The 5,952-nt window shown below is 54.0% G+C and carries 7 protein-coding genes and 1 pseudogene; 6 read left to right on the forward strand and 2 right to left on the reverse strand.

The features are described from left to right. The coding region (locus tag ACPGUT_RS15630; RefSeq protein ID WP_423992977.1) for an amidohydrolase at nt 1-978 on the forward strand (978 nt) is incomplete at its 5' end. Between the two features lie 139 nt (nt 979-1,117). Beyond that, the gene (locus tag ACPGUT_RS15635) at nt 1,118-2,452 is read left to right on the forward strand and encodes an MATE family efflux transporter (protein ID WP_423992979.1); all 1,335 of its coding nucleotides are present in this window, start codon (nt 1,118-1,120) and stop codon (nt 2,450-2,452) included. An 86-nt stretch (nt 2,453-2,538) separates the two neighbouring features. Here ACPGUT_RS15635 and ACPGUT_RS15640 read toward each other — a convergent pair. After that, nucleotides 2,539-2,948 (reverse strand): annotated as a pseudogene (locus tag ACPGUT_RS15640) (hypothetical protein). A 38-nt stretch (nt 2,949-2,986) separates the two neighbouring features. Then, nucleotides 2,987-4,189, reverse strand: a complete 1,203-nt coding sequence (locus ACPGUT_RS15645; RefSeq protein ID WP_423992981.1) for a pyridoxal phosphate-dependent aminotransferase — start codon at nt 4,187-4,189, stop codon at nt 2,987-2,989. Between the two features lie 81 nt (nt 4,190-4,270). On the opposite strand from ACPGUT_RS15645, the gene ACPGUT_RS15650 reads away from it, so the two are divergent. The 4 genes from ACPGUT_RS15650 to ACPGUT_RS15665 all read left to right on the forward strand — a co-directional run. After that, entirely contained in the window at nt 4,271-4,663 is a 393-nt protein-coding gene (locus ACPGUT_RS15650) for a helix-turn-helix domain-containing protein (protein WP_423992983.1), read from the forward strand. Between the two features lie 2 nt (nt 4,664-4,665). After that, nucleotides 4,666-4,926, forward strand: a complete 261-nt coding sequence (locus tag ACPGUT_RS15655) for a succinate dehydrogenase assembly factor 2 (protein ID WP_423992985.1) — start codon at nt 4,666-4,668, stop codon at nt 4,924-4,926. Nucleotides 4,927-4,977: 51 nt separating this feature from the next. After that, a complete protein-coding gene (locus ACPGUT_RS15660) occupies nt 4,978-5,367 on the forward strand; it encodes a copper resistance CopC family protein (protein ID WP_423992987.1) in 390 nt (129 codons plus the stop codon). An 8-nt stretch (nt 5,368-5,375) separates the two neighbouring features. Continuing rightward, nucleotides 5,376-5,952, forward strand: a 577-nt coding sequence (locus tag ACPGUT_RS15665; protein WP_423992989.1) for a hypothetical protein, incomplete at its 3' end; no start/stop codon positions are given.

A 5,952-nucleotide genomic window follows, 5' to 3' on the forward strand; every position in this document is an offset into this window, starting at 1 on the left:
CTGATCTATAATGGTACTGAGCGGGGACCGACTGTGATGGTGCGTGCGGAACTGGATGCACTGCCGATTGAGGAACTGACTGAGGTTGAACACAAAAGTCAGGTAGAGGGCAAGGGTCACCTATGCGGTCATGACGGGCATATGGCGATGGTCTGTGCTGTCGGGCGTATGATGGCCAAGCAGCGCCCGGCGCGGGGCCGTGTCGTGCTGTTGTTTCAGCCAGCTGAAGAAACCGGGCAGGGCGCGCGGGCGGTCTTGGATGATCCGCGTTTTGGACAGATTTCCCCGGATGTGGCCCTGTCTTTGCACAACCTGCCTGGGTTGCCACTGGGACATGTGGCGATTGTCGATGGCCCTGCAAACTGTGCATCTCGCGGGATCCGGATTGAGTTGACGGGAAAGACCGCACACGCCTCGATGCCGGAAACCGGGGTGTCGCCAATGAATGCTGTTGCAGAACTGATGCCAGGCCTGACCGCGCTGGGTGCGGGTGGGGCGCTTGTGCCAGGATATCGTCTGGTCACGGTGACCCACACGGAAATGGGCGAAGCTGTTTTTGGTGTGACACCCGCCCATGCGGTGGTGTTGGGCACGCTGCGGTGTTTGGAAGATGCGGATATGGCGGCCCTGTGTGAAGACGCCGAAGCTTTGATTGCCCGCGTGGCGGAACGGGATGGACTGCAGGTGAACACCAGCTATCACGATGTGTTTTATGCCTGCACCAATGCCCCAGGTCCCACGGCCGTTCTGAAGCGGGCGGTGGAAAGCTGCAATGTCCCTATGATCGAGGATCAAGACCCTGTGCGTTGGTCTGAAGATTTCGGTTTGTTCGGGAAAGAGGCACAATCGGCGATGTTCCTATTGGGATCCGGCACGGATCAGCCGCAGCTGCACAATCCTGACTATGATTTCCCCGATGATCTGATCCCTGTCGGGGCAGGCGTATTTGAAGCGGCCATACGGGAAATTCTGGGTTGATCCTGGGAAAGATACAGGAATAATTTTCCAAAGCCCCCTTGTGGGACCGGAAAATATCTGGTTCGCTTAGGTTTGGCGGCATTTCCCGCCCAGGGGAATGGCTCCTCCCTTTTCTAAGTTGACCACCGGACATAAGAACATGACCTATGCATCGCATATAAAAGCGGTAACGCTGCTTGGCCTGCCGTTGGTGGGCAGTCACCTGGCGCAGATGGCGATTGGTGTGACAGACACTGTGATGGTGGGTTGGTATGACGTGACATCACTGGCCGCGCTGACGCTGGCCAGCACGTTTTTCTTTGTGATCTTTGTCTTTGGCGCGGGCTTTGGCAATGCGGTGATGCCTATGGTGGCAGAGGCATCTGCTGCGGGCGACGATACCCGTGTGCGCCGTGTGACGCGGATGGGTTTGTGGGCATCGCTTGGCTATACTATTCTGATGCAGCCGGTATTTCTGTGGTCTGAAGACATTCTGCTGCTGTTGGGGCAGACAGAAGAAGTGGCCGCCCTTGGGGAAGAGTACCTGCGTATCGCCGGGGTTGGTCTTATTCCGGCACTGTTGGTTGTGACGCTGAAAAGTTATCTGTCGGCACTGGAACGCACCGGTGTTGTATTGATTTCCACCATTGGCGCGGCTCTGCTGAATATTGTGATGAACCACGTTCTGATCTTTGGGAACTGGGGCTTTCCGGAGCTGGGTATTCGCGGTGCTGCGATTGCGTCCGTTGTGAACCAGTTCCTGCCACTGATTATTCTAGCTATTTACGCCTGGAAGAAACAACCCGAGCACAATCTGTTCGCGCGGTTCTGGAAGGTAGATGGCGAAGCCCTGCGAGAGGTTTTGCGATTGGGCATCCCTATTGGGATCACGATTGTTGCAGAAGTCGGCTTGTTTGCCGCCGCGTCTGTTATGGTCGGCTGGTTTGGTACGATTGAACTTGCCGCCCATGGGGTTGCGTTGCAGCTGGCATCCGTCACGTTCATGGTGCATCTGGGTTTGTCTGGTGTCGCGACCATTCGTGCCGGTCGGGCCATGGGGGAAAAGGACGAAACCCGTTTGCGTATGGGCGGGCAGGTTGTCCTGGTGATGTCGTTTGTCTTTTCACTGCTGACGATTGGTTTATTTGTTGCATTTCCGGAACCACTGGTGTCGCTATTTCTGGCTGAAGATGAACCTGCGCGTGCAGAAATTATGGAAATTGCCCGGGTCTTCCTTGTGCTGGCGGCATTGTTTCAGCTGGCAGATGGTATGCAGGCGATTGGGATCGGGCTTTTGCGTGGTGTGCAGGATACGCGCATTCCGATGTTGATGGCGGCCTTTGGATATTGGATCGTCGGCGTTCCGTCAGGCTATGTTATCAGCCAGACTATGGGCTATGGATCTCCAGGCGTCTGGGGAGGGTTGGTGATCGGTCTGTCGGTTGTTGCCGTACTTCTGAACCTGCGGTTCTGGAAGCGCAGCTGGGTCGCATAAGGGATTGCCTATAAAGCAACACCCGGAGCTTTATGAAAACTCCGGGTGTTAGGCGTGTCAAAGATGATTGGGCTAAACCCTTTAGATCACTTTTCGTTTTTGGCCATCAGACGATCTGCTTTTTTGCGCACCAGAACGGACCGCAAGTCATGCATCGCCAAAAGCAGAGTGTCCGTGACCAATTCCAGATCGGCATCCTCTGCCTTGGACTGCGCCCATTGGGCCGTCAGGTTCAGGTGATCAACCGTGCGCAGGATATCGTCGATTGCGCGCCTGGCAAGCAGAGCCTGGCGTTCCTGCATCCATTCTGTCAAAGCCTGAATATCTGCTTCAGTTAGTTCCCGCTTGCCATGGGCTTTATTTCGCCGTTGCGCACATTCAGAACGGCGATCTGATCCATGTCGATCCGACGATGCCGGTTTTCGGTATCGATCCGAAAAGCAATCGCCCCGTTTTCGCGGGTGCGGAAATAATATTCTGGAAGCTCTGTCGTCATGCTGGGTGTCAGCCTTTCGCAAACTGTACGGGTATCTCTTAACTCAATTTTTCGCAGAAGGCCTTAATGCGCGTACAGGCATCCAACAGCACTTCATCGGCTTCTGCATAACTAACGCGGAAGTTCGGCGAAAGACCAAAAGCAGCCCCAAATACCACCGCAACCCCGGTTTCTTCAAGCAGGGCCGTGGCAAAACTTTCGTCATCGGTGATGATCTTGCCACCGGAAGACGTCTTACCTAAGCAGCCCGCAATCGAAGGGTAAACGTAGAAGGCCCCATCCGGTGTCGGGCAGGTGATTCCTTCACAGCTGTTTAGTTGTTCGACCACCATGTCACGGCGTTTTTGAAAGATGCTGAGGCTGTCATGAATATAATCCTGTGATCCATTCAGGGCCTCAACGGCGGCCCATTGACTGACGGAACACGGGCAAGAGGTGGACTGCGACTGCACCTTGCGCATGGCTGAAATCAGGGGTTCAGGCCCGGCAGCATAGCCAATACGCCAGCCGGTCATCGCATAGGCCTTGGATACGCCATTACAGGTCAATGTGCGGTCGTAAAGACCGGGTTCAACTTCGGCCGGGGTGCAGAACGTAAAACCGTCATAGGATAGATGTTCATACATATCATCGGTCATAATGTGCACTTGAGGATGGCGCATCAGCACGTCGGTCAGCGCTTTGAGTTCGTCCCGGCTGTAACCTGCCCCTGTCGGGTTGGAAGGCGAGTTGAAGATCAGCCATTTGGTCTTTGGCGTGATCGCGTTTTCCAAGGCGTCTGCTGTCAATTTGAAACCGGCTTCAATTGGGCATTCAACAATCACTGGGGTGCCTCCCGCAAGCAACACCATGTCCGGGTAGCTGACCCAATAAGGGGCGGGAATGACCACTTCGTCCCCGGCATCTAGTGTCGCCATCAGAGCGTTATACAGGATCTGTTTGCCACCGGATGATACGGACACCTGTGACGGTGTATAGGTCAGGTGGTTTTCACGCAGAAACTTATCACAGATCGCCTGCTTTAGCTCGGGAATACCATCAGGGGCCGTATATCTGGTTTTGCCCTCGTGGATGGCTTTGATTGCGGCATCACGGATGTTTTCCGGCGTGTCAAAATCGGGTTCCCCCGCAGAGAGAGCGATAATGTCGTGGCCATCTGCGGCAAGCTCTTTGGCTTTGCTGCTGATTGCAATCGTCGGGGACGGTTTGACGCGGGAAAGTGAGGCAGAGATCAGAGACATCAGGCGAACCATGTTTGTAAGTCAGTTCCGAATGATTTAAGCTGCGCAGGTAATTGAGGCAAGAAGAGATAAAAAAGCATTATGGATGACGCAGAAAACGATTGGTTTAGTGCGGAATATACCACTTTTGGTGACCGTGTTGTTGGCGCTCGTGAAGCCTTGGGCATGTCACAGGACGAACTTTCACGACGACTTGGTGTGAAACTGAAGACAATTCGTGCGTGGGAAAACGATCTTTCTGAGCCACGTTCAAACAAACTGATGTCACTGTCGGGCCTTCTGAATGTTTCGATCATGTGGCTTCTGAACGGTGAAGGCGACGGCGTGTCTGCACCAGAAGAACAACAAACCCTTGCCCCCGGTGTCGGAGAAATTCTGACCGAAATCCGTGATCTGAAAACCCAGATTGGGAAATCAGCAGATCGTCTGGGGCGCCTTGAGAAAAACCTGCGTAGCATCCTGAAAGCGGGCTGAATATGACTGAAAGCAAAGAGCACCGCCTGAAGCGCCTTCACATGCGCTCGATCCGGCGTGGGATCAAGGAAATGGATATCATCCTTTCTGGTTTTTCCGCAGCCGCGTTGCAGGATCTTAGCGCGGCAGAACTGGATCTGTATGAAGCGCTGCTTGAGGAAAACGACCACGATCTTTACGGCTGGGTGTCTGGGCAGCTTGCAACGCCGGGTCATTATCTCGAATTGATCACAAAGATCGCGACGATACATAAAGCCGCTTGACCTTCCGGTGGCTGGAGGGCTCAGACGTGGTGTTTCAACAAGGAGGTCTTTATGTTTGCAATTTGGTTTGGAATGATACGCACCCATGTCTTCAGAAACACACTGATCGCGGTTTTCTGCGTTTTGTTTCTGGGGGCTGAAGCCCAGGCACATTCAAAACTATTAACAACGGAACCTGCTGACGGGGCCGTGTCTGTTGCATCTCCCTCTGAGATTACTATGGCGTTTAATAAACCTTTGCGACTTGTACAGATGTCCGTCACCGGCCCGTCCGGTGATATGCAGATGCTGGATCTGGGCGATCAGATTGCGGTGCTGTCTGATAATTTTTCTATCGCGGTGCCTGAGCTTTCTGCGGGGGATTGGTCTGTGTCCTGGAGCGCCCTTGGCGGAGATGGCCATGCGATGCGTGGGAGCTTCACCTTTCATATTCAGCCGTAAGCTTTGCAATGTCTGGGTTTTCTGATGTCTTGATGATTGCGCCTGTTCTGGTCAAAACACTGATGTGGATGTCCGCCGTTATCTGCGCGGGAGGGGCTCTGGCCGGGGTGTTATTTGGTTTACCCGTTCTGCGACTGGGGCAACGGATTGCCGCGATCAGTGGCGCGGTGATGTGCTTTCTGTCTTTTGGTGTGTCTGCAGCGGTCCTAACCGGGAACTGGGATGGTGCGCTTATTCCCGGGATTGCGGGGCTTTTGTGGGAAAGTGGTCCGGGCAGGGGGCTGGCCCTGACGGCTGCTGCATTTTTATCGTTTCTGCATTGTTCAGCCCTGAAATGGCTGGTGCTCGTGAAATGCCTTGTGTTGTTGTTGGTTCTTACGTCACTCAGTCATCTTTCTGGTCCTGTGACAGGGCTATTGTTCCTTCATCTGGCCATGGCGATGATCTGGACTGGCGCAATCTTGCCTTTTCTTTTGGGCGTAAACACATCGGATATACAGATGGCTGCAACGCGTTTTGGCCGGCTTGCACCATTGCTTCTTGTTACCCTGTTCTTGGCGGGCGGTATTCTGACCTTCCTGAAAA

This window comes from Halocynthiibacter sp. (assembly GCF_049608145.1).
In the GTDB taxonomy this organism is placed as follows: Bacteria; Pseudomonadota; Alphaproteobacteria; order Rhodobacterales; family Rhodobacteraceae; genus Halocynthiibacter.